Below are 22,203 nucleotides of genomic sequence, written 5' to 3'. Positions count from 1 at the left end.
AATTCCTCATTGGGCGCTTTCAAAACCTTCGAGAACGTTCACGGCATTGATGCCGATTTCTTCTACCGCGTAGCCGCCTTCCATCACGAACAGCGTCGGCTTGCCGAGTCTGGCGATGCGTGCGCCCATGGCCAGGTAATCCGGGCTGTCGAGCTTGAACTGGGAGATCGGATCGTCCTTGAACGTATCGACGCCCAGGGATACGACGACGATATCGGTGCCGTACTTTTCGATCTCTTTGCAGGCTTGTTCCAGCGCGGCGCTCCAACTGTCCCAACCGCTGCCAGCCGGCAAAGGGTAGTTGAAGTTGAAGCCTTCGCCGGCCCCTTCACCCAGCTCATCTTCATAGCCGAGGAAGAATGGGAACTCGGCTTCCGGATGACCGTGGATCGAGGTGAACAGCACATCACTGCGCTCGTAGAAAATCGACTGGGTGCCGTTGCCGTGGTGGTAGTCAACGTCGAGGATCGCGACCTTTTTATGGCCCTGATCGAGGAACGCCTGCGCAGCGATGGCGGCGTTGTTGAGGTAGCAATAACCGCCCATCAAATCGCTGGCGGCGTGGTGTCCCGGTGGACGGCACAAGGCGAAGGCACTGCGAGCGCCGCGTTGAATGACGGCTTGAGCGGTCAACGCGACTTGCGCCGCGCTGTACGCCGCTTGCCAGGTACCGGCGGTAATCGGTGCGCCACCGTCGAAGCTGTAATAGCCGAGCTGACCGTGCAGGCTGGTGGGCATGATCCGGCGCAGGGTGCGGGCCGGCCAGGTGTAGGGCAGCAAGTCGCCGTCGGTACCGAATTCGGTCCAGCGCGCCCAGGCACCTTTGAAGAAGTCGAGGTAGTCGCGGCTGTGGACGCGCGCGATCGGGTCGAGGCCGAAATCCTGCGGCGCTTCGACCGGGCCGAGGTCGCGGTACTGCACGCGCTGCAGAACATGGTCGGCTCGCGAAGGCATTTCGAAGCAGGGCATCAGTTGCCCGTCCATCAATTCACAACGGCCGTGGTGCAGGTGGTGATCGTCCGAGTAGATCGTCAGCATTTCTTGTTCTCCGCAGGCTGATTCGGTTGAACACAGTCTTGCGGCGCGCAGCGTTTGAGAGAACGGCAGGAAAGGCCAAAAGGGGATCGATATGGCCAAAAGAATTGACCGGAATTCGCCCCTTATTGGCGCGTCACTGCCCCACCTCAGAGCCGGCTCGCTCCCACAGGGGCTATCCGTGTGGCCTGAATTGACTTGGCGCCACACCGCTCCAGCGCACGAACGCATGACGAAAACTCGCGGTCTCGCTGAAACCCAATGCCTCGGCGATTTGATAGATCGGCAGTTGGTCTTCGCAGAGCATGCGTTTGGCCTGCTCGAACCGCAGCTCATCAAGCAACTCCTGATAGCTGCAACCCAAGTCATTCAGGTGCCGACGCAAGGTGCGCGCCGAGCAATTCATCTGCTCGGCCAAACCTTCGAGGCCGGGCGCCGCATTCAACTGCGCGCTGAGTAGCTGGCGGATTCGTCCCAGCCACACCTGGCGTCCCGTGAACTCGGTGTTCTGTTTGCGGCAGCGTTCGGCCATGGCTTGATGGGTGATGGCGTCGGCCAGAGGCAGGGGGTGCTCCAGCCAGGCTTTGTCGAAGGCAAAGGCGTTGGACGCAGTGTCGAACTGCAAGGGGCAATCGAAACGTTCGGTGTAGCGTGCCTGATAGTCCGGTGCCGGGTATTCGAAGCGGGCGCCAAGCAGCGGCAACGGTTGGCCGAGCAGGTCTTCGCAAGTGACCCTCATCGAAACCAGGCAAAACTCGACATTGAATGGCGCCAGCGCAGGGTTTTCCCGATAGTCGCCAGCGGTGAGCCAGATGCGCTCGTTATCTTCTTCCAGGCTCAACTCGAACAGTGTTCCTAATAGCGCCGGATAGTGCAGTGCCAGCCGCAAGGCGTCACCTAAAGTGGCGCTGGTGAGTAAGGCGTACCCGAGCATGCCGTAGGACGAAACATGCATTCGCCGGCCCAATTCCAGGCCGATGTCACGCTTGAGCGCGACGGCATTGGCGCAGACCTGCATCTCCTGATTGGTGGTGATGCGCGTGTCCGCCCGGCTCAGATCCGCCGCGCTGATGCCGCTGCCGGCCAGCAGCGCTTCGCTGGACAAGCCCTCGGCCTTGAAGGTGTTGAGCACCAGGGAGACAGCGTTGAGGGTGGTGAGGTGGGAGTGCAACATGGGGTGTTCCAGCCTTGGGATGCTGGAACGCAGCAAGTTGTATGCCTGATGGAGATCCTGTGGGAGCGAGCCTGCTCGCGATGGCGGTGTGTCAGTCAGCATCATTGTTGGATGGACGACCGCTATCGCGAGCAGGCTCGCTCCCACAGGGTATTGCAGGGTGTCAGCTGAGTTCGCCGCACAGGTCGAGCTCTACAAGACGACGCACTTCAGCGTTATCCAGATTTGCACCCAGCAACGCGTGAAACTTGCCGAACACCGCTTCCCGCGTCATCCCACCACCGGACAACACACCGACACCACGCAGACGACTGCCAGCCTCGTAAACATCCAGCTCGACGCCACCTTCATGGCATTGGGTGACGGCTACAACCACAACACCCTTGTCCCGCGCCCGTTCCAGGCTGGCGAGAAACTCTGGAGTGTCGCTCGGCCCGGTACCGCTGCCGTAGCACTCCAGCACCAGGCCTTGAATGCCGCTGTCGAGCAGGCTGTCCAGTATCTCGGCGCCGATGCCGGGGAACAGCGGCAGCACAGCGACTTTCGCCAATTGCTTGGGCTGGTTGTAGGTCAGCGATGCCGGTATTGAAGTAGCCCTCTCACCGCCACCCTGACGCTCAAGACGCTTGAACGGATGGCGACCGAAACTGCGCACCTTCGCGCAACGGGTCGGGTCCAGCAGTTCGCCGTGGAAGTACAGATGAACGCCCGGCGCAAGGCCGTGACCCAAAGCAACCAGCGCGCCGCTGAGGTTTTCCCAGGCATCGCTGTCGGCTACGCCGGCCGGCAGCATGGAACCGGTGAACACCACGCGGGCATGCAGGCCGAGCAATTGAAAACTCATGGCCGCCGCGCTGTAGGCGAGGGTGTCGGTGCCATGCAGGATCAGCACGCTGTCGCAACCCTGGACATCGACAGCGTCAACCACCGCTTCACGCAGTTGCTGCCAGTAAGCCGGGCTCATGTTGGCGCTGTCGATCAGCGGCGACATCTCGCGAAAGCGCCACTGCGGCACGACAAGGTCAGGCTGGTTGTGCAGATATTCGCGCATCCGGGCTTCGAAACCGGACGCCGGGGCCAGGCCATGAGCGCTGGCTTGCATACCGATGGTGCCACCGGTGTAGAGCACCATGACGTGCTGGGCGGCAGGGTAGGTCGAGGAATTCATGGAGACTCTCCGAGAACAATGACTTCCCCTGTGGGAGCGAGTCTGCTCGCGAAAGCGGTATTTCAGCCGACATCAATGCCGTCTGACATTCCCTCTTCGCGAGCAGGCTCGCTCCCACATGGGATTGCGCACTTTAACCGATCAGCGTTGCGCTGCGGGTACGCCTTGCGGCTCAGCTTCAGCCTTGGTGGCGGCCGCTGGCGGATTGGCTGGCCAGGCTTTCAAGTCCAGGTCCAGATCCGGGAATTTGCTCGAATCGAACACGGGCGTCTTGATGCCGGCCGCGCGCTGGTCATCGTAGTCACGCAGGATGCGCATGCCGACTTTGAACAGCAGGAACAGCGCGATCAGGTTCACGAACGCCAGCAGGGTCATGGTGATGTCGGCGAACGCGAACACCGTACCCAGGTTCTCGATCGCACCCCAGTAGATCAACACCAGTACCAGTGCGCGGTAGCCGATCAGCGCCTTGCGGTTTTCACCGATCAGGAACCGCAGGTTGTTCTCGCCCAGGTAGTAGTTGTAGAGAATCGAGGTGAACACGAACAACGACAGGGCCACGGAAATGAAACTCCGGCCCCAGTCACCGACGACGGCGGCGAGCGAATTCTGGGTCAGGGCAATGCCGTCGCCTTCGAAGCCTGGTGTGTAAAAGCCCGAGAGCAGGATCAGCAACGCGGTGCAGGTGCAGATCACAAAGGTGTCGAGGAACACGCTGAACGCCTGAACCACACCTTGCGAAACCGGGTGCTCGACCGAGGCCACAGCGGCCACGTTTGGCGCACTGCCCAGGCCCGCTTCGTTGGCGAACACGCCACGCTTCACGCCCATGACGATGGCACTGCCGATCAGGCCGCCGAAGGCCTGGTCGAGACCAAAGGCGCTTTTGACGATGGTCATCAACATGCCCGGAACGTGGTCGAATTGCAGCACGATCACGTAGATGGTCACGCCGATGTACACCAGGGTTTTCACCGGCACCAACAGGTCAGCGACCTTGGCGATCCGCTTGATACCACCGATGAACACCAGACCCAGCAACACCGCCAGGGCCAGGCCCGTGTAAGTGGGGTCGAGGTCGAAAGCGTTTTTCAGCGAGTGGGTCACGGCGTGGGATTGCAGACCGTTGAAGGCGAAGCCGAAGGTGATCAGCAGCAGAAACGCCATGATCATGCCCAGCCAGCGTTTCTGCAGGCCGTGCTGGATGTAATAGGACGGGCCGCCACGGTACGTGCCGTCGGAATCGCAGCGCTTGTAGAGCTGGCCGAGGGAGCATTCGAAGAAGCTGCTGGACATACCGACCAACGCGGTCACCCACATCCAGAACACCGCACCCGGACCACCCAGAGTTACCGCGATGCCGACACCGGCGATGTTGCCCGCACCGACGCGGCCGGCGAGGCTGAGCATCAATGCCTGGAACGAACTGAGTTGACCGGCGCTGCTTTTCAGGCTGTCGCGGAACACCGCGAACATGTGGAAAAAGTGGCGCAATTGAACGAAACGCGAGCGGATCGTGAAGTAGCTACCGAGCCCGACAATGAGCACGATCAGTACTTTCCCTGAGAGGAAGTCGTTAATGACTTCGAGCATGGATTATTCCTCGCTGTTTTTTGTTTAGGCAAATGCTGGAGGGGCAGAAATATCGCGTTACACCGGCTTGCGCGTGGCACAACAGGTGAGGCGAAGATTCGTCCCGGTTCCATATCGCAGGTTGTTATTAGTTCGGGTTTCGCATGGGTTTGGGCCTCGTTACCGACGACCGCTCACGCGAAGAGGGGCGGCACTATACCTATGAGCGTGCCGTCCGTCTGCACGGTTGTGGTGCAAGCGACGAAACGAGGTCCCTTTCTTTTGTCGAAGCATGGCTTGCCAGCGATGGCGATCTTGAAGGCGCCATCGCCGGCAAGCCGTGCTCCTACAGAAGTCGAGCCAGGCACGACCTATACGGTCGGGCCTGCAAATCATTAAAAAAAAGGGCTTGGGGAATGAATCCCCAAGCCCTCAAAAGGTGAGAGGTGTCTAGTCCCTCGACCTGGTGAGCGTGGCGCTTCGTGCTCTTCGTTAAAAGAGCAAGCGCCGGCGTTGCGTTCGGTTAAGCCTTCAGAGGCACCAGACGCGGAGCAATCATGTTTTCCGGGCGCAGGATATCGGCGAGCATTTCGTCGTCGAGCAGGCCTTCTTCGCGCACCAGTTCCAGCACGCCGCGGCCGCTTTCGAGGGCGATACGGGCGATGCGGGTGGCGTTTTCATAGCCGATGTACGGGTTCAGCGCGGTGACCAGACCGATCGAGTGTTCGACCAGTTCGCGGCAGCGCTCTTCGTTGGCGGTGATGCCGACGATGCAGTGCTCGCGCAGCATGTCCATGGCGCGTTGCAGCAGGCGGATCGAGTCGAAGATCTTGAATGCGATCAGCGGCTCCATCACGTTCAGTTGCAGTTGGCCGCCTTCGGCTGCGATGGTCAGGGCCAGGTCGTTTCCGATGATCTGGAACGCCACCTGGTTAACCGCTTCCGGGATAACCGGGTTGACCTTGCCTGGCATGATCGAGCTGCCTGGCTGACGCGCCGGCAGGTTGATTTCATTGATGCCGGTGCGTGGGCCGCTGGACAGCAGGCGCAGGTCGTTGCAGATCTTCGACAGCTTGACCGCGGTGCGCTTGAGCATGCCGGAGAACAGCACGAAGGCGCCCATGTCGGAGGTGGCTTCGATCAGGTCGGCGGCCGGAACCAGCGGTTGACCGCTGATCAGGGCCAGACGCTGAACGGCCAAGAGTTGGTAGCGCGGGTCGGCGTTGATGCCGGTGCCAATCGCGGTGCCGCCCAGGTTCACTTCGGTCAGCAGCTCAGGGGCCAGTGTCTTCAGACGCGCCAGGTCTTCGCTCAATGTGGTGGCGAAGGCGCGGAATTCCTGGCCGAGGGTCATCGGCACGGCGTCTTGCAGCTGGGTACGGCCCATCTTCAATACGTGGCTGAATTCCTGGCCCTTGGCGGCGAACGCCTGGATCAGGCTGTCGAGGCTGGCCAGCAGCGCGTCGTGACCCAGCAGCAGACCCAGACGGATCGCGGTCGGGTAGGCGTCGTTGGTCGACTGCGCCATGTTCACGTCGTTGTTCGGGTGCAGGTATTGGTATTCGCCCTTCTGGTGACCCATGGCCTCCAGCGCGATGTTGGCGATGACTTCGTTGGCATTCATGTTGGTTGAAGTGCCAGCGCCGCCTTGAATCATGTCCACCACGAACTCTTCGTGGAAATCGCCGCGGATCAAACGTGCACAGGCTTCGCTGATGGCAGCGTGCTTGGCTTCGCTCAGGTGACCCAGCTCGCGGTTGGCGTCAGCGGCGGCCTGTTTGACCATCGCCAGACCAACGACCAGTTTCGGGTAATGCGAAATCGGAACGCCGGAGAGACGGAAGTTGTTCACCGCTCGCAGGGTCTGGATGCCGTAATACGCTTGAGCAGGTACTTCGAGTACGCCAAGCAGGTCTTTTTCTGTGCGGAAAGATGCAGCGGAAGACATGATAGAAATCATCTCGATAGGGACCCGGTCTGTGCCGGAACACTGCAAATGCTAGGCTTGTGGAGAATTTTGGGCCAATGCTGTTAAACACTAGCCTATGCACATTCGGCATAATGCCCGTGTGACGCCGTGTCTGCGGCGAGCGTGTGACCTAAATTGGTGCGTGTCCGGGAGACCGTGATGAACCTTGAAAGTAAATGGCTTGAGGACTTTAGTGCTCTGGCCGCCACCCGCAGCTTCTCCCAGGCTGCCGAACGACGCTTCGTGACTCAGCCGGCGTTCAGTCGACGGATCCGCAGCCTTGAAGCCGCGCTGGGGCTGACCCTGGTCAATCGCTCGCGCACGCCGATCGAGCTGACGGCGGCGGGGCAGCTGTTTCTGGTCACCGCGCGGACGGTGGTCGAGCAGCTCGGTGAAGTGTTGCGTCACCTTCATCACCTGGAAGGCGGGCAGGGCGAGGTGATGCAGGTTTCTGCTGCTCACTCCCTGGCGCTGGGTTTCTTCCCGCGCTGGATCGCGCAGCTGCGTAATGAAGGCCTGAACATCGCGACGCGCCTGGTGGCAACCAACGTCGGTGATGCCGTGCATGCCCTGCGTGAAGGCGGTTGCGATCTGATGTTGGCGTTCTACGACCCGGATGCCGCGATGCAGATGGACCCGGAAATCTTCCCGTCGCTGCACCTTGGCGACACCGAAATGCTCCCGGTCTGCGCGGCTGATGCCGACGGTAAGCCACTGTTCGATCTGGAAGGCGAAGGCAGTGTGCCGCTGCTCGCCTACAGCGCCGGTGCATTTCTCGGGCGTTCGGTGAACATGCTGCTGCGCCAGCGCGCGTTGCGCTTCACCACCATCTACGAAACCGCCATGGCCGACAGTCTTAAAAGCATGGCGCTGGAAGGATTGGGCATTGCCTGGGTGCCGAAGCTCAGCGTGCGCGCCGAACTGGCTCGGGGTGAACTGGTGGTTTGCGGCGGCCCGCAATGGCATGTGCCGCTGGAGATTCGCCTGTACCGCTGCGCGTTGGTGCGCAAGGCGAATGTGCGGTTGTTGTGGCGCAAGCTCGAGGGCGGAGCAGCAAGTGGCAATCAGTAAGCTGGTGAAGGCAGAGGCATGCTTTTTTGTGCCTCTGCCCATATCAGAGTTGGAGCATCAAGCTCTGTGATTCAGATAATTTTTTATGTTTTGTCGGTTAGTCGGGCTGAAGTTATAGCAAATGGATCGGAGTACATTTCGCTGTGGTGTCATATACGTTTCGCACCACCAACCGTTGTATTGAACTTCCGAGTCTTCATGTTTGGCGCCTAATAAATGGCCGATCTCATGACCCACTGTTATGAAACTGGTCGTTGATGCAATTGCAAAGGTTCCAGCGCCAAATGGGGGCCAGAGAAGTGCGGCACCTCCAGTCTTGTCATTCAAATGATCTTTAGTGACCAAAATAACCTTGGTCAATGAGTTTGTCTGGAAACCTTCTTTTCTAGCCTCGTCCAGAAATTTTATACCCAGGGCCTCCCAGCGCCTCAGGGTCTGCATTTCGTCATCGCCCTTGTAATTGAAGTTGCTGTAGGGCGAGCCGCCACCAAAGACAATGTTGACCCTCAGGTCGGTGAAGCTTTCCAGCTCTTTTACAAAAGGTTGGAAATGATCGGCATAAATCGTCTCTTTCGTTGAAGCGGGTACGTCTTCGTGAATCATAGCGAAAATCATAAGATCTTTTATCTGTGACGGCTTGGTAGTTGGAGTCATCCTTGAATCCTTATTAAAAAACATCTCGGTTCTGATTAGGTTCGAGAGATTTTTTGTTGTGTTCGTTAGTTGTGTTGGTTGGTGGTTGCGATAGTTAAACTAACTAGGGTGCGGCGCTTTGGCGAGTTAATCTATATGTCACTTTATTGCGATATGACTAGCCGCTACCAATAACCTTAGTTGTAATTTCGTGGAGTAGAGGTTGTGCGTTGGGATATCTTAATAAGCCTATGGGGGCAGGCTGAATCGACTGACTTTTGAGTCAATAAACTTGCCGCATTGAATCAATTGACAGATGGTCGCTATGGGGGCTGTTTATCTGCTTCATTGAGGTATACTGCGCGGCCTTCGGCCGGTTCGTCCGGCCATAATTCGTACAATCAAGCCACGCATTTTGCGTGGCTTGTTGTTTTTTGACGCGCCTGCGGGCGCCCAGAGAGAAGAGGCACGACGATGAGTGCACTGGTTGGCGTGATCATGGGCTCCAAGTCCGATTGGTCCACCCTTAGCCACACCGCCGATATGCTGGAAAAGCTCGGCATTCCTTACGAGGTGAAAGTGGTCTCTGCCCACCGCACCCCGGACCTGCTCTTCCAGTACGCCGAAGAGGCTGAGGCGCGTGGCATCGAGGTGATCATCGCCGGTGCCGGCGGCGCGGCCCACTTGCCAGGCATGTGTGCGGCCAAGACCCACCTGCCGGTGCTGGGCGTGCCGGTGCAGTCGTCGATGCTCTCGGGCGTCGATTCGCTGCTGTCTATCGTGCAGATGCCCGCGGGCATTCCGGTCGCCACCCTGGCCATCGGCAAGGCCGGCGCGATCAACGCAGCGTTGCTGTCGGCGAGCATCCTCGGCGCCAAGCACCCGCAGTTCCACGCGGTGCTGAAAAAATTCCGCGCTGAGCAGACAGACAGCGTCCTGGAAAATCCAGACCCACGCATCGCCTGAGGTTGTTGACGATGAAGATCGGTGTAATCGGTGGCGGCCAGTTGGGTCGCATGTTGGCGCTGGCGGGCACTCCGCTGGGCATGAACTTCGCTTTCCTGGACCCCGCGCCGGATGCTTGCGCAGCCGCGTTGGGCGAGCACCTGCGGGCCGATTACGGCGATCAGGATCACCTGCGTCAGCTGGCCGATGAAGTCGATCTGGTGACTTTCGAGTTCGAAAGCGTCCCGGCCGAAACCGTGGCCTTCCTGTCGCAGTTCGTCCCGGTCTACCCGAGCGCCGAAGCCCTGCGCATCGCCCGTGATCGCTGGTTCGAGAAGAGCATGTTCAAGGACCTGGGGATTCCTACCCCGGCGTTCGCTGACATTCAGTCACAAGCTGATCTGGACGCCGCCGTGGTTTCTATTGGTCTGCCGGCCGTGCTGAAAACCCGCACCCTGGGTTACGACGGCAAGGGCCAGAAAGTCCTGCGCAAGCCTGAAGACGTGGTCGGTACGTTCGCCGAACTGGGCAGCGTGGCCTGCCTGCTGGAAGGTTTCGTGCCGTTCACCGGTGAAGTCTCGTTGATCGCCGTGCGCGCTCGCGATGGCGAAACCAGGTTCTATCCGCTGGTTCACAACACCCACGACAGCGGCATCCTCAAACTGTCCGTGGCCAGCACCGACCACCCGCTGCAAGCCTTGGCGGAAGACTATTCCAGCCGCGTGCTCAAGCAACTGAATTACGTTGGCGTGATGGCGTTCGAGTTCTTTGAAGTCGACGGTGGCCTCAAGGCCAACGAGATCGCCCCGCGTGTGCATAACTCGGGGCACTGGACCACTGAAGGTGCCGAGTGCAGCCAATTCGAAAACCACCTGCGGGCCGTTGCCGGTCTGCCGCTGGGTTCGACGGCCAAGGTCGGCGAGAGCGCGATGCTCAACTTCATCGGTGTTGTACCACCGGTAGAGAAAGTGATCGCGATTGCTGATTGCCACCTGCATCACTATGGCAAGGCGTTCAAGGTCGGCCGCAAGGTCGGTCACGCCAATCTGCGCTGTGCAGACCGTGATACGTTGGCTGCGCAGATCCTCAAGGTCGAAGCGCTCATCGCCGAATAGTTTCATGTGGCAGCGGCGGAACCATTCAGGGGCCGCCGTTCTCTCATGGCAGGATGCCAAAGTCTGACTAGGCTTTCGCATAGCCAAACCAATCAGAGGGAAATGCCATGGGAATTATCGGAACCATCTTTATCGGCTTGATCGTCGGCCTGCTGGCTCGGTTCTTGAAACCGGGCGACGACGGCATGGGCTGGATCATGACCATCCTGCTCGGTATCGGCGGTTCGCTGGCGGCCACATACGGCGGCCAGGCCCTGGGCATCTACCGCGCTGGCGAAGGCGCAGGTTTCATCGGTGCGCTGGTGGGCGCGGTGGTATTGCTGGTGATCTACGGCCTGATCAAAAAAAGGACCTGATTGAAGTGACAAAGCCCTCTCTGCGCCATCGCCGGAGAGGGCTAGAATGCTCGGCGTTACACCGTCCTTTCCTTTGCCGAGCACTTTCATGCGCCGTCTTCTATTGACTATTCTATTCTTGGGCAGTGGTTTGGCCCACGCCGGCGAACTGCCGGAAACCGACTGGCTCGAACTGATGCCCAAGTCGGACCAGAAAGCCCTCGAGGCCATGCCCGAAATCGACCACAATTCCCCCGAAGCCAATGGCACCTTTACCCAAAAGGGTGGCATGAAGCAGAGCAAGGGCTTGCCGGCGGTGATGTATTCGACCAAAACCGTGCCGTCGATGAACGACAAGAACATCCGCATCGGTGGTTATCCGGTACCGCTGGAGTCCGACGCCAAGGGCCGCAGCACACTGTTCTTCCTCGTGCCGTATCCGGGCGCCTGCATCCACGTGCCGCCGCCGCCACCTAATCAATTGGTGTTGGTGCGTTATCCGAAAGGTTTGAAGCTGAATGACATCTATACACCGCTGTGGGTGACCGGCACGCTGAAGGTCGAGAAGGTCAACAACGACCTGGCTGATGCAGCGTATGCGCTGGATGCGTCGAAGGTGCAGGTGGTGCAGGAGTCGGATTTGTAGGAGATCCAAATGTGTGCGGGCTTGCTCGCGAATGAGGGCGTGTCAGTCGACATTAATGTTGCCTGACACGCCCTCATTCGCGAGCAAGCCCCCCACATTGGGTTTGGGTGATGCTTATAAAGGTGCGCTGCCGATGCTCACGCCCAGCGTGTGACTGGCACCCGGTGCCAATGTCACCACATCATCCATCACATTCGCCGTTTCGATGCACAGCATCCGCTGCCAGCCATCGTCAGCCATGTCACTGAACGCCGCAGCGCGATCAATCCACGGATTCCAGATCACCGCCGAGCGTGAACCGCTGCTGGTCAGCTCGATGCGCCGTTCCCAGGCCGGATCGACAATGCTCAGCTTCGTCGGGGTATTGAGATAGATACGATCGGTCTCGCCGACAAAACGCAGATCGCCGGTCTGAGTGACGGTTTTCCAGTCGTCCAGGGTTTCGATGTAACTCAAGCCATCCAGCCCTTCGACATGCACTTGGCGTACATCGCTGACCGCGAAATAGCTGTGCAGCGCCTGGCTGATGGTGACTTTGTCAGCGCCCTGGTTATGGCTGGTCAGGCTGATGTGCAGTTGCTCATCCAGACGAATGCTCAGCTTCAAATCCACCTGATGCGGCCAGCCCGGTAAACCGCCCTCAGGGTAGGGCAGAACAAACTCCACCTTGAGGCTTTCGCCCTCGGTTTCAATGCCGCCCAGTTCCCAGTCCATCGCCCTTACCAGCCCGTGGGCGGTCGGCGCTTCGTTACTGACGCGCATCGCCTGAACGCTCTGCGGGTTGCGCGGCAGATTGCCGAACCACGGCCAGCACACCGGAACCCCGGCGCGGATGCTCTTGCCAGTCTTGAACACGGCCTCGTCGTTGAGCCAGATCAGCGGCGGTTGCCCGGCCACTTGATAACTGAGGATGTGCGCGCCTTGCTGGGCGACCAGCAATTCGGCCTGACCGTGGCGAATGCGCCAGCAGTTCAGTTCATCCAGTTTCACGGCTTCAACGTTGGGCGTGCTCATGGGGCAACTCTCGATCAGGAACAATGACTGCAATGGACCGCAGAAAGGTCGCAGTGTTTAACGAGCTCTAGGCGGAACCGAACGGGTGCGACCGCTGCCGTCGATGGCGACGAACACAAACACGGCTTCCGTCACTTTACGCCATTCGCTGGACAGCGGATCGTCACTCCAGACTTCGACCATCATCTGAATCGAGCTGCGGCCGATTTCCAGCGCCTGGGTATAGAAGGAGAGCTGAGCACCCACCGCTACCGGAACCAGAAACGCCATGCGGTCGATCGCAACCGTGGCCACGCGACCACCCGCGACTTTGCTGGCCATTGCGGTGCCGGCCAAATCCATCTGCGACACCAGCCAACCGCCGAAAATATCGCCAAAGCCGTTGGTTTCGCGAGGAAGCGCGGTAATTTGCAGGGCAAGGTCGCCTTGCGGGATTGGATCTTCTTGTTCGAGCTCTATCATGCCGGGGGTGCCTCTGACCCGTGACTCTCATTGGTACTTCAGGTGAATAGCCGTCTCAAGGAAAAACGATTCAGCCCCGAACATACTACGTTCGTCACGTTTTTCGTAAGGCGCCTAAAGGGAAACTCTGCGAAATCGGCTGACGGCTGCCAACGACGTTTTCGCACAGCAACCCCTTACAAGCAGGTGCAGGATTGCGAGTATATCGGTCGGTAGACTCCGAGACGACCGTCCGGTTCTCATTTCGACCGTCAAATACGCACCTCTATGTGCTTTTTCGAACAATTTGTTATCGTGCCGGACCTGCCCAAGCCTCGGCCAGCGTTGTTGAGGTTGCAGATCCGACTATAAGAGAAGCCTTGCCATGACCACAGCGCCCTCGAGCATCGCGCAGTCCACTCAATCCGCACGTCCGCTGACCCGCAGCGATTACAAGACTTTGTCGCTGTCTGCCCTGGGCGGTGCGCTGGAGTTTTACGATTTCATCATCTTCGTGTTCTTCGCCACGGTGGTCGGCAAGCTGTTCTTCCCGGCCGACATGCCCGAGTGGCTGCGCTTGATGCAGACTTTCGGGATCTTTGCCGCCGGCTACCTGGCGCGGCCACTGGGCGGCATCGTCATGGCGCACTTCGGCGACCTGCTGGGACGCAAGAAGATGTTCACTCTGAGCATTTTCATGATGGCGGTGCCGACCCTGATCATGGGCCTGTTGCCGACTTACGCGCAGATCGGCATGTGGGCGCCGATCCTGCTGCTGCTGATGCGGGTGATTCAGGGCGCGGCGATTGGCGGTGAAGTGCCGGGCGCGTGGGTATTCGTTTCCGAACACGTGCCGCAGCGTCATATCGGTTATGCCTGCGGCACCCTGACCAGCGGGCTGACGGCTGGCATCCTGCTGGGCTCGCTGGTCGCCACCGCGATCAACAGCATTTATACCCCGGTCGAAGTCTCGGATTACGCCTGGCGGATTCCGTTCCTGCTGGGTGGCGTGTTCGGCCTGTTCTCGGTTTACCTGCGTCGCTGGTTGCACGAAACCCCTGTATTCGCCGAGCTGCAACTGCGCAAGGCCCTGGCAGAAGAAGTGCCGCTGCGCGCCGTGTTGCGCGACCATCGCGGGGCGATCCTGATTTCCATGCTGCTGACCTGGCTGCTGTCTGCCGGCATCATCGTGATCATTCTGATGACCCCGACCGTGCTGCAGACCGTCTACCACTTCTCGCCAACCACCGCATTGCAGGCCAACAGCCTGGCGATCGTGTTTCTGAGCCTGGGCTGCGTCGCCTCCGGTGCACTGGCTGACCGCTTCGGCGCGGGTCGTGTCTTCGTGTTCGGCAGTGCCGCGTTGCTGATCAGTTCGTGGACCTTCTACCACAGCCTGTTCAACCACCCGGACTGGCTGTTCCCGATGTACGCCTTGACCGGCTTGCTGGTCGGCACTATCGGTGCAGTGCCGTATGTGATGGTCAAAGCCTTCCCGGCGGTGGTGCGCTTCAGCGGGCTGTCGTTCTCCTACAACCTGGCCTACGCCATCTTCGGCGGCCTGACCCCGATGGTTGTCACCCTGCTGCTGAAGGAAAGCCCGATGGGGCCGGCTTATTACGTGGCGATCATCTGCGGGGTCGGGATTCTGGTGGGTGCGTACCTCTGGAAGAAGGGTCGCTAAGCCGAGCCTTTCATCGACTGTACTGGCCCTTTCGCGAGCAGGCTCGCTCCCACAGGTTGAACGCGGACCACTGTGGGAGCGAGCCTGCTCGCGAAGGGGGCAACGCAAATCACCCGGCAAACAATCGAATGCTGGCCTTTCATCTAATTGTCATATTTCAGCCATAGAGTGTTCACACGGCCTGCTGATACTTGGCCCCGACTTAACACACCTATCTGCTAGGAGTAAGGCATGAAACTGAAGCGTTTGATGGCGGCAATGACTTTTGTCGCTGCTGGCGTTGCGACTGCCAACGCGGTTGCCGCTGTTGACCCTGCTATCCCGAGCTACACCAAGACCACTGGTGTGTCGGGCAACCTGTCCAGCGTCGGCTCCGATACCCTGGCTAACCTCATGACCCTGTGGGCTGAGAACTACAAAAAAGAATACCCGAACGTAAATATCCAGATTCAGGCCGCCGGTTCTTCTACCGCGCCACCTGCGCTGACTGAAGGCACCGCTAACCTGGGCCCGATGAGCCGCAAGATGAAGGATAACGAGCTGCAAGCCTTCGAAACCAAATACGGCTACAAGCCAACCGCTATCCCGGTTGCCGTGGATGCCCTGGCTGTGTTCGTGCACAAGGACAACCCGATCCAGCACCTGACCATGGAACAGGTCGACGCGATCTTCTCCTCGACTCGTCTGTGCGGCGCCAAAGCTGACGTGAAAACCTGGGGTGACCTGGGTGTGACCGGCGACCTGGCCAACAAGCCAGTGCAACTGTTCGGTCGTAACTCGGTATCCGGCACTTATGGCTACTTCAAAGAAGAAGCCCTGTGCAAAGGCGACTACAAGCCAAACGTCAACGAACAACCAGGCTCGGCTTCGGTCGTGCAATCGATCAGCTCCTCGCTGAACGGCGTTGGTTACTCGGGCATTGGCTACAAAACCGCTAGCGTGAAAACGGTAGCTCTGGCCAAGAAAGGCAGCACCGAGTTCGTCGAAGACACCGAAGAAAACGCCCTGAACGGCAAGTACCCGCTGTCGCGCTTCCTCTACGTTTACGTCAACAAAGCCCCGAACAAGCCTCTGGCCCCGCTGGAAGCCGAGTTCGTGAAGCTGATCCTGTCCAAACAGGGTCAAGAAGTTGTGGTGAAAGACGGCTACATCCCACTGCCGGCCAAGGTTGCTGCAAAAGCACTGGCTGACCTGGGTCTGCAAGAAGGCGGCAACGTCGCAAAAAAGTAAAACCTTGAGTCCGGGGTAAACCTGGACTCTGTAGGAGCTGTCGAGGGAACCGAGGCTGCGATCTTTTGATCAGGCTTCTAACCGCAAGATCAAAAGATCGCAGCCTCGTTTCCCTCGACAGCTCCTACAACCCCCAAATTTTCGGTCCGCTGCCAGTTCCCACAGGCGGCGGATTTGTTGCGTCACTGCATTGTCATCTTTCTGTCATACAGGTTCGCTAGGGTGTGCGCATGAATGATCTGGCCAATTCCACCATGACTACTAATCCTCCCAAGCGAATTGATTTCAATACGCCTGAGCTGCAACGCAAGCGCCGCATCCGCGCGCTCAAAGATCGCCTGACCCGCTGGTACGTCCTCGTGGGCGGCCTTGCCGTTCTTGGCGCGATCACGCTGATCTTTTTCTTCCTCGCTTACATTGTCGCGCCCCTGTTTCAGGGGGCCGACCTGACCTCCAAGGACGCCATCACGCCGGCCTGGATGCAAGACGCCGGCAAGCCGTTGATGATCTCCCTGGAAGAACAGAACCAGGTCGCCATGCGGGTTTCCGACAAGGGCCAGGCGCTGTTCTTCGATATCGACAGTGGCGCCGAACTCAAACGCGTCGATCTGAAGGTTCCGGCCGGCGTCAGCGTGACTTCTATCGGTGAAGACCAGCCAGGTCATCCACTGGTAGCGGTGGGCCTGTCCAACGGTCAGGCACTGGTGTTCCGTCATACCTATAAAGTCAGCTACCCGGACGGCAAGAAGACCATTACGCCAGCCGTCGAGTATCCGTACGGTGAAACGCCGATCGCACTGAACGAGACGGGCGGCGCGCTAGAGCACGTCAGCCTTAACGCGACCGATTCGACCCTGATGCTGGTCGGCTCCACCGGTTCACAACTCAATGTTTTGTCGCTGACCAGCGAAGAAAACATGATGACCGGCGAAATCACCAACGAGCAGAAGCGCATCGATCTGCCGCAGATGACTGAGCCGGTGAAAAACATCTTCGTCGACCCACGTCAGCAGTGGCTGTACGTGATTAACGGTCGGGCCCAGGCCGATGTGTTCAGCCTGCGCGACAAGAGCCTCAATGGTCGCTACAAGCTGCTCGAAAACGGCGATGCCGAGATTACCGCCAGCACCCAGCTGGTGGGCGGCATCTCGCTGATCCTCGGTGACTCCAAAGGTGGTCTGGCCCAGTGGTTCATGGCGCGCGACCCGGACGGCGAGCTGCGTCTGAAGCAGATTCGTACCTTCCAGATGGGCACCGCGCCGATTGTTGAAATCACCGCCGAAGAACGTCGCAAAGGCTTCGTTGCCCTCGACGCGTCCGGCAAGCTCGGCGTCTTCCACAGTACCGCTCACCGCACGTTGCTGGTCGATCAGGTGGTGGAAGGCCAAGGCATTTTCGGTCTGTCGCCGCGTGCCAACCGCATCATCGTCGAGGCCAACGGTAAGGTGCAGCCACTGTTGCTGGAGAACCCGCACCCGGAAGTATCGTGGAGCGCGTTGTGGAGCAAGGTCTGGTACGAGAACTACGACGAGCCTAAATACGTCTGGCAATCGACCGCGGCCAACACCGACTTCGAACCGAAAATGAGCCTGTCTCCGCTGACCTTCGGTACCTTGAAGGCCGCGTTCTACGCCATGCTGTTGGCCGCGCCGCTGGCCGTCGCTGCGGCGATCTACACCGCATACTTCATGGCCCCAAGCTTGCGCCGCAAGGTCAAACCGGTGATCGAGTTGATGGAAGCGATGCCGACGGTGATCCTCGGCTTCTTCGCCGGCTTGTTCCTGGCACCGTATGTTGAAGGGCATTTGCCGGGCATCTTCAGTCTGCTGATGCTCCTGCCCATCGGCATTCTGGTGGCTGGTTTCGTCTTCAGTCGCCTGCCTGAATCGATCCGCCTGAAAGTGCCGGACGGTTGGGAAAGCGCGATCCTGATCCCTGTGATTCTGTTTGTAGGCTGGCTCTCGCTGTACATGAGCCCGTACATGGAAACCTGGTTCTTCGGCGGCGACATGCGCATGTGGATCTCCCACGACCTGGGCATCACCTACGACCAGCGCAATGCACTGGTGGTCGGTCTGGCCATGGGCTTCGCGGTGATCCCGAACATCTACTCCATCGCCGAAGACGCCGTGTTCAGCGTGCCACGTGGCCTGACTCTTGGCTCCCTGGCCCTCGGTGCCACGCCGTGGCAGACCATGACTCGCGTGGTGATTCTCACCGCCAGCCCGGGCATTTTCTCGGCGCTGATGATCGGCATGGGCCGTGCGGTCGGTGAAACCATGATCGTACTGATGGCCACCGGTAACACGCCGGTCATGGAAATGAACCTGTTCGAAGGTCTGCGCACACTGGCCGCCAACGTCGCGGTGGAAATGCCCGAATCGGAAGTCGGCGGCAGCCACTACCGCGTGCTGTTCCTCTCGGCGCTGGTGCTGCTGATGTTCACCTTCGTCATGAACACCCTCGCGGAACTGATTCGTCAGCGTCTGCGCAAGAAATACTCGTCGCTTTAAGAAAGGTAGAAGTCTGTGAAACAGAACTCCCTGAAAGGATGGTTCAAGAGCGGCGCCCCCGGCGTCTGGATCAGCGGTGGCGCGGTGTCCATCGCGGTCATCATGACCATTGGCTTGTTGGCAGTGATTGCCGTGCGCGGTCTGGGCCATTTCTGGCCGGCGGACCTGGTGCACGCCAGTTACGACGTGCCGGGCCAGGCCAATCACCTCGTCATCGGCGAAGTGGTGCAGAAAGAAGAAGTGCCGCGCGAGCGCCTGAAAAGCGCTGGCCTGCCGGTGCCCGACCAGGGCCCGGAGTTCATGACCCGCGAGCTGATCAAAGTCGGCAACCGTGACCTGAACGGCAACGACTTCACCTGGATCGTCGGCGAGTGGCTGACTAACCAGAAGACGCCGCCAGAGCTGATGGCCATCGAGCGTCGTGAGTGGGGCAACTTCTACGGCTACCTGGTCAACGTCAAACAGGACGGCAAGGTCATCGCTGAAGGCGAAGCGGCGTGGCCTGAGTTGCAAGCGCGTGTGGAACGCGTCAACAAGCTCGCCGCGCAGCTCAAGACCCTTGAAAAGGTCGACATCGGCGCGATCAACGCAGGGCTGGAGCGTGTGCGTCTGCACGGTCGCAAACTGGAGTTGGCAGGCCAGCTCGACGCTGCTGCACAAGCGGACATGGAATCCGAGCGCGCTGAGCTCAATGCGCGCTATCAAGACATCGAAGCCCGTCTGAATGACCTGCACGCCCAATTCAACCGCGACAGCCTGACGGCCCGCGATGCGAACGGCAAAGAAATCGAAATCAGCATCGGTAAAGTGGTACACGCCTACCAGCCGAACGCGATGGGCATCGTTACCAAGGTCGGCTTCTACTTCAGCAAGATCTGGGAATTCCTGTCGGACGACCCGCGTGAAGCGAACACCGAGGGCGGGATCTTCCCGGCGATTTTCGGCACCGTGATGATGACGCTGATCATGGCGATGATCGTTACTCCGTTCGGCGTGCTGGCGGCAGTGTACCTGCGTGAATACGCCAAGCAGAACACCCTGACCCGGATCATCCGTATCGCGGTGAACAATCTCGCGGGTGTTCCGGCAATCGTTTACGGCGTGTTCGGTTTGGGCTTCTTCGTTTACGTGTTAGGTGGCTCGGTTGACCGCCTGTTCTTCCCGGAAGCGCTACCGGCACCGACCTTCGGTACGCCGGGTTTGCTCTGGGCTTCGCTGACCCTGGCGCTGCTGGCGGTGCCGGTGGTGATCGTGGCGACCGAAGAAGGTCTTGCACGGATTCCTCGCACCGTACGTGAAGGCTCGTTGGCCCTCGGCGCGACCAAGGCTGAGACCTTGTGGAAGATCGTCATCCCGATGGCCAGCCCGGCGATGATGACCGGCATGATCCTCGCGGTGGCCCGTGCCGCCGGTGAAGTAGCGCCGCTGATGCTGGTGGGTGTAGTGAAACTGGCGCCGTCGCTGCCGGTGGATGGCAACTATCCATACCTGCACCTGGACCAGAAGATCATGCACCTTGGCTTCCACATTTATGACGTCGGCTTCCAGAGCCCGAACGTCGAAGCGGCACGCCCACTGGTGTACGCCACGGCGCTGTTGCTGGTGCTGGTGATCGCGACGTTGAACCTGTCGGCCGTTTATATCCGTAACCACCTGCGCGAAAAATACAAAGCGCTGGATAGCTGATTTCATGCAGCACTGATTTCTATGTGGGAGCGAGCTTGCTCGCGATGGCATCACCGCGGTTTCAGAGTTAAACCGCATTGCCTGAATCGCGAGCAGGCTCGCTCCCACAAAAACCGAACCGAATTTGTTAGCACAGGGAGCCTCCCATGCAGCACGAAGCACATACCCACGGCATCAACATGTCGGCGCTGGGTCGCGATAAACAGAGCTTGAGCCTCGAGCAGGAAACCGTCGCGATCGAAGTACCAGGCCTGAACCTGTTCTACGGCGACAAACAAGCGCTGTACGACGTCAGCCTGAACATCCCGAAACAGCGCGTGACCGCCTTCATCGGCCCGTCCGGCTGCGGCAAGTCCACACTGCTGCGTACGTTCAACCGCATGAACGACCTGGTGGATGGCTGTCGTGTCGAAGGCGCGATCAACCTCTACGGCAACAACATCTACCGCAAGGGCGAAGACGTGGCCGAGTTGCGTCGTCGCGTCGGCATGGTGTTCCAGAAGCCCAACCCGTTCCCGAAAACCATCTACGAGAACGTGGTCTACGGCTTGCGCATCCAGGGCATCAACAAGAAGCGCATCCTCGACGAAGCCGTCGAGTGGGCGTTGAAAGGCGCGGCACTGTGGGACGAAGTCAAAGACCGTCTGCACGAATCGGCACTCGGCCTGTCCGGTGGTCAGCAACAACGTCTGGTGATCGCTCGCACCATCGCCGTGGAGCCGGAGGTGCTGCTGCTCGACGAACCGTGCTCGGCACTCGACCCGATCTCCACGCTGAAAGTCGAAGAGCTGATCTACGAACTGAAATCGAAGTTCACCATCGTCATCGTGACCCACAACATGCAACAGGCCGCGCGGGTTTCTGACTACACGGCGTTCATGTACATGGGCAAACTGGTGGAATTCGGCGACACCGACACCCTGTTCACCAATCCGGCGAAGAAGCAGACCGAAGACTACATCACTGGTCGCTACGGCTAGGAAGCTGTTGTTGCTCACTGAACTGACGCTGCGGTCCACCGCACCTTACCGGACGCTCCAAGGACGCCAACATGATTAGTAAAGAAGGCCTTACCCATCACATCTCCGCGCAGTTCAACGCTGAGCTCGAGGAAGTGCGCAGCCACCTCCTGGCCATGGGCGGCCTGGTCGAGAAGCAGGTCAACGACGCGGTGACCGCGCTGATCGAGGCTGACTCTGGCCTGGCCCAGCAGGTTCGCGAGATCGACGACCAGATCAACCAGATGGAACGCAACATCGACGAAGAATGCCTGCGCATTCTGGCTCGCCGTCAGCCGGCAGCGTCGGACTTGCGTTTGATCATCAGCATCTCCAAGTCGGTAATCGACCTGGAGCGCATCGGTGACGAAGCGACCAAGATCGCCCGTCGCGCCATCCAGTTGTGTGAAGAAGGCGAAGCCCCACGGGGTTACGTCGAGGTTCGCCACATTGGCGACCAGGTGCGCAACATGGTTCGCGATGCACTGGACGCTTTTGCCCGCTTCGACGCCGACCTGGCGTTGTCGGTGGCCCAGTACGACAAGATCATCGACCGCGAATACAAAACCGCGCTGCGCGAACTCGCCACCTACATGATGGAAGACCCGCGCTCTATCTCGCGGGTCTTGAGCATTATCTGGGTGCTGCGTTCGCTGGAACGGATCGGCGACCACGCGCGCAACATCGCGGAGCTGGTGATTTACCTGGTGCGTGGCACCGACGTGCGGCACCTGGGCCTCAAGCGCATGAAAGAAGAAGTTGAAGGCACAAGTGGCGAAACCGCTAATGTTCCGGGCAAAGCTGACGATAAGTAAGATTGCCTGAGAAAAGCGCCCGGCCTTTTGGCCGGGCGTTTTTGTTTGTGGTTTATGAATTCGAAAGCAGCACCCGCGAACGAAAAGTCCCGGCGTGACTGAAGGTTTTTGGCAATGTGCCATCAGCAAAGCGGTATGCTTGCCGGGATTTTTTAAAGG

The 22,203-nt window shown here is 59.3% G+C and carries 19 protein-coding genes; 11 read left to right on the top strand and 8 right to left on the bottom strand.

The window, feature by feature from the left end; genetic code table 11:
* Positions 1-6 precede the first annotated feature (6 nt).
* The 5 genes from QFW87_RS29270 to aspA form a co-directional block, all read right to left on the bottom strand.
* The gene (locus QFW87_RS29270; protein ID WP_283189472.1) at positions 7-1,038 is read right to left on the bottom strand and encodes a histone deacetylase family protein; all 1,032 of its coding nucleotides are present in this window, start codon (positions 1,036-1,038) and stop codon (positions 7-9) included.
* A 172-nt stretch (positions 1,039-1,210) separates the two neighbouring features.
* Positions 1,211-2,209: an AraC family transcriptional regulator gene (locus tag QFW87_RS29265; protein WP_283189471.1), complete on the bottom strand. Its 999-nt coding sequence runs from the start codon at positions 2,207-2,209 to the stop codon at positions 1,211-1,213.
* Between the two features lie 163 nt (positions 2,210-2,372).
* Positions 2,373-3,377, bottom strand: coding sequence for an asparaginase (locus QFW87_RS29260; protein ID WP_283189470.1), 1,005 nt, complete (start codon positions 3,375-3,377; stop codon positions 2,373-2,375).
* Positions 3,378-3,518: 141 nt separating this feature from the next.
* Positions 3,519-4,970, bottom strand: a complete 1,452-nt coding sequence (locus tag QFW87_RS29255) for an alanine/glycine:cation symporter family protein (protein ID WP_283182250.1) — start codon at positions 4,968-4,970, stop codon at positions 3,519-3,521.
* 502 nt (positions 4,971-5,472) lie between these two features.
* Positions 5,473-6,897, bottom strand: coding sequence for an aspartate ammonia-lyase (aspA, locus tag QFW87_RS29250; RefSeq protein WP_283182249.1), 1,425 nt, complete (start codon positions 6,895-6,897; stop codon positions 5,473-5,475).
* Between the two features lie 180 nt (positions 6,898-7,077).
* Here aspA and QFW87_RS29245 point away from each other — a divergent pair, with 180 nt between their 5' ends.
* Complete coding sequence (locus QFW87_RS29245; RefSeq protein ID WP_283182248.1) at positions 7,078-7,989, top strand: LysR substrate-binding domain-containing protein; 912 nt, start codon at positions 7,078-7,080, stop codon at positions 7,987-7,989.
* Positions 7,990-8,046: 57 nt separating this feature from the next.
* Here QFW87_RS29245 and QFW87_RS29240 read toward each other — a convergent pair whose 3' ends face one another.
* Positions 8,047-8,643 (bottom strand): hypothetical protein, encoded by a 597-nt coding sequence (locus tag QFW87_RS29240; protein WP_283189469.1) that lies wholly within the window; start codon positions 8,641-8,643, stop codon positions 8,047-8,049.
* Positions 8,644-9,096: 453 nt separating this feature from the next.
* On the opposite strand from QFW87_RS29240, the gene purE reads away from it, so the two are divergent.
* The 4 genes from purE to QFW87_RS29220 all read left to right on the top strand — a co-directional run bounded on the left by purE (position 9,097) and on the right by QFW87_RS29220 (position 11,663).
* Positions 9,097-9,588, top strand: a complete 492-nt coding sequence (gene purE, locus QFW87_RS29235) for a 5-(carboxyamino)imidazole ribonucleotide mutase (RefSeq protein WP_008150032.1) — start codon at positions 9,097-9,099, stop codon at positions 9,586-9,588.
* An 11-nt stretch (positions 9,589-9,599) separates the two neighbouring features.
* On the top strand, positions 9,600-10,682 hold the full coding sequence (locus QFW87_RS29230) for a 5-(carboxyamino)imidazole ribonucleotide synthase (RefSeq protein WP_283189468.1): 1,083 nt from the start codon (positions 9,600-9,602) through the stop codon (positions 10,680-10,682).
* Positions 10,683-10,789: 107 nt separating this feature from the next.
* Positions 10,790-11,038 carry a GlsB/YeaQ/YmgE family stress response membrane protein gene (locus tag QFW87_RS29225; RefSeq protein ID WP_283182245.1) on the top strand — a complete coding sequence of 83 codons (249 nt, stop codon included), beginning with the start codon at positions 10,790-10,792 and terminating at the stop codon, positions 11,036-11,038.
* Positions 11,039-11,126: 88 nt separating this feature from the next.
* On the top strand, positions 11,127-11,663 hold the full coding sequence (locus QFW87_RS29220; RefSeq protein ID WP_283189467.1) for a DUF3299 domain-containing protein: 537 nt from the start codon (positions 11,127-11,129) through the stop codon (positions 11,661-11,663).
* Positions 11,664-11,777: 114 nt separating this feature from the next.
* Here the strand turns inward: QFW87_RS29220 and QFW87_RS29215 are convergent, their stop codons facing one another.
* Together QFW87_RS29215 and QFW87_RS29210 are read right to left on the bottom strand one after the other, a co-directional pair.
* The gene (locus QFW87_RS29215; RefSeq protein ID WP_283182243.1) at positions 11,778-12,677 is read right to left on the bottom strand and encodes a D-hexose-6-phosphate mutarotase; all 900 of its coding nucleotides are present in this window, start codon (positions 12,675-12,677) and stop codon (positions 11,778-11,780) included.
* Positions 12,678-12,734: 57 nt separating this feature from the next.
* Entirely contained in the window at positions 12,735-13,139 is a 405-nt protein-coding gene (locus tag QFW87_RS29210) for an acyl-CoA thioesterase (RefSeq protein ID WP_003177184.1), read from the bottom strand.
* 364 nt (positions 13,140-13,503) lie between these two features.
* Between QFW87_RS29210 and QFW87_RS29205 the strand changes: the two genes are divergently transcribed.
* From QFW87_RS29205 to phoU, 6 genes are all read left to right on the top strand, one after another.
* The gene (locus tag QFW87_RS29205; protein ID WP_283182242.1) at positions 13,504-14,802 is read left to right on the top strand and encodes an MFS transporter; all 1,299 of its coding nucleotides are present in this window, start codon (positions 13,504-13,506) and stop codon (positions 14,800-14,802) included.
* A 231-nt stretch (positions 14,803-15,033) separates the two neighbouring features.
* Entirely contained in the window at positions 15,034-16,032 is a 999-nt protein-coding gene (locus QFW87_RS29200) for a phosphate ABC transporter substrate-binding protein PstS (protein ID WP_283182241.1), read from the top strand.
* A 230-nt stretch (positions 16,033-16,262) separates the two neighbouring features.
* On the top strand, positions 16,263-18,545 hold the full coding sequence (locus tag QFW87_RS29195) for an ABC transporter permease subunit (RefSeq protein ID WP_283182240.1): 2,283 nt from the start codon (positions 16,263-16,265) through the stop codon (positions 18,543-18,545).
* A gap of 15 nt (positions 18,546-18,560) precedes the next feature.
* On the top strand, positions 18,561-20,231 hold the full coding sequence (gene pstA / locus QFW87_RS29190) for a phosphate ABC transporter permease PstA (protein WP_283189466.1): 1,671 nt from the start codon (positions 18,561-18,563) through the stop codon (positions 20,229-20,231).
* A gap of 146 nt (positions 20,232-20,377) precedes the next feature.
* Complete coding sequence (gene pstB, locus QFW87_RS29185) at positions 20,378-21,211, top strand: phosphate ABC transporter ATP-binding protein PstB (RefSeq protein WP_283182238.1); 834 nt, start codon at positions 20,378-20,380, stop codon at positions 21,209-21,211.
* Between the two features lie 71 nt (positions 21,212-21,282).
* Positions 21,283-22,044 carry a phosphate signaling complex protein PhoU gene (gene phoU, locus QFW87_RS29180; RefSeq protein ID WP_283182237.1) on the top strand — a complete coding sequence of 254 codons (762 nt, stop codon included), beginning with the start codon at positions 21,283-21,285 and terminating at the stop codon, positions 22,042-22,044.
* Positions 22,045-22,203 lie beyond the last annotated feature (159 nt).

It is taken from the genome of Pseudomonas sp. PMCC200344, assembly GCF_030053095.1.
GTDB lineage: Bacteria > Pseudomonadota > Gammaproteobacteria > Pseudomonadales > Pseudomonadaceae > Aquipseudomonas > Aquipseudomonas svalbardensis.
This window is presented reverse-complemented; position numbering and strand designations above follow the sequence as displayed.

Bases quoted from the DNA above. Each gene is read 5' to 3' on its own strand.
- pstB (WP_283182238.1), top strand. From the start codon at position 20,378: ATGCAGCACGAAGCACATACCCACGGCATCAACATGTCGGCGCTGGGT.
- QFW87_RS29205 (WP_283182242.1), top strand. From the start codon at position 13,504: ATGACCACAGCGCCCTCGAGCATCGCGCAGTCCACTCAATCCGCACGT.
- QFW87_RS29200 (WP_283182241.1), top strand. From the start codon at position 15,034: ATGAAACTGAAGCGTTTGATGGCGGCAATGACTTTTGTCGCTGCTGGC.
- QFW87_RS29215 (WP_283182243.1), bottom strand. From the start codon at position 12,677: ATGAGCACGCCCAACGTTGAAGCCGTGAAACTGGATGAACTGAACTGC.
- phoU (WP_283182237.1), top strand. From the start codon at position 21,283: ATGATTAGTAAAGAAGGCCTTACCCATCACATCTCCGCGCAGTTCAAC.
- QFW87_RS29270 (WP_283189472.1), bottom strand. From the start codon at position 1,038: ATGCTGACGATCTACTCGGACGATCACCACCTGCACCACGGCCGTTGT.
- aspA (WP_283182249.1), bottom strand. From the start codon at position 6,897: ATGTCTTCCGCTGCATCTTTCCGCACAGAAAAAGACCTGCTTGGCGTA.
- QFW87_RS29195 (WP_283182240.1), top strand. From the start codon at position 16,263: ATGAATGATCTGGCCAATTCCACCATGACTACTAATCCTCCCAAGCGA.
- QFW87_RS29265 (WP_283189471.1), bottom strand. From the start codon at position 2,209: ATGTTGCACTCCCACCTCACCACCCTCAACGCTGTCTCCCTGGTGCTC.
- QFW87_RS29245 (WP_283182248.1), top strand. From the start codon at position 7,078: ATGAACCTTGAAAGTAAATGGCTTGAGGACTTTAGTGCTCTGGCCGCC.
- QFW87_RS29210 (WP_003177184.1), bottom strand. From the start codon at position 13,139: ATGATAGAGCTCGAACAAGAAGATCCAATCCCGCAAGGCGACCTTGCC.
- QFW87_RS29220 (WP_283189467.1), top strand. From the start codon at position 11,127: ATGCGCCGTCTTCTATTGACTATTCTATTCTTGGGCAGTGGTTTGGCC.
- purE (WP_008150032.1), top strand. From the start codon at position 9,097: ATGAGTGCACTGGTTGGCGTGATCATGGGCTCCAAGTCCGATTGGTCC.
- QFW87_RS29225 (WP_283182245.1), top strand. From the start codon at position 10,790: ATGGGAATTATCGGAACCATCTTTATCGGCTTGATCGTCGGCCTGCTG.
- QFW87_RS29260 (WP_283189470.1), bottom strand. From the start codon at position 3,377: ATGAATTCCTCGACCTACCCTGCCGCCCAGCACGTCATGGTGCTCTAC.
- QFW87_RS29240 (WP_283189469.1), bottom strand. From the start codon at position 8,643: ATGACTCCAACTACCAAGCCGTCACAGATAAAAGATCTTATGATTTTC.
- QFW87_RS29230 (WP_283189468.1), top strand. From the start codon at position 9,600: ATGAAGATCGGTGTAATCGGTGGCGGCCAGTTGGGTCGCATGTTGGCG.
- QFW87_RS29255 (WP_283182250.1), bottom strand. From the start codon at position 4,970: ATGCTCGAAGTCATTAACGACTTCCTCTCAGGGAAAGTACTGATCGTG.